1 pseudogene is annotated in these 552 nt (G+C 72.5%); it reads right to left on the bottom strand.

The window, feature by feature from the left end:
* Positions 1–552: pseudogene (locus tag ACEXHE_RS13465) on the bottom strand (IS5 family transposase); the annotation flags it as partial.

Below are 552 nucleotides of genomic sequence, written 5' to 3'. Positions count from 1 at the left end.
GCCGACGCAGTTCGGTGCGGATCACCCCGGTGGCATAGGCCCGGTCCGCGATCACCGCCTCCGGTCGGGTCCGCGCCGCCCCGGGGCCGGGCCGGGGAACGTGGATCTCGGCCAGTACTTGTGCCAGCACGGCCCCGTCGTTGCGCTGGCCACCGGTGACGATCGTGGCCAGCGGCCGGCCCCGGCCATCGACGGCGTGGTGGATCTTGGTGGTCAGTCCACCGCGGGAGCGTCCGATGCCGTGACCAGGCGGTTCAACCTCGGTCAGCGGCAGTTTCTTGTGATTCGCCCCGGCCCCCCGTGTCCTGGTCCGGGCGGGTCGCGTTCGTGGCGTGCTGATGGGCTCGGGCAATGGTGGCATCGACCGAGACCGACCAGCCGATCATCCCGGCCGCATCGGCCTCGGCCAGCACCTGGGTCAGGACCCGGTCCCAGGTGCCGTCCGCGGCGTAGCGGCGGTGTCGTTTCCACACCGTCTGCCACGGCCCGAACTGCTCCCGCGGCAGGTCCCGCCACGGGATCCCGGTCCGGTACCGGAACGCGATGCCCTCC

The sequence above is a fragment of the Micrococcus sp. IITD107 genome, from assembly GCF_041927415.1.
GTDB lineage: Bacteria > Actinomycetota > Actinomycetes > Actinomycetales > Micrococcaceae > Citricoccus > Citricoccus terreus.
This window is presented reverse-complemented; position numbering and strand designations above follow the sequence as displayed.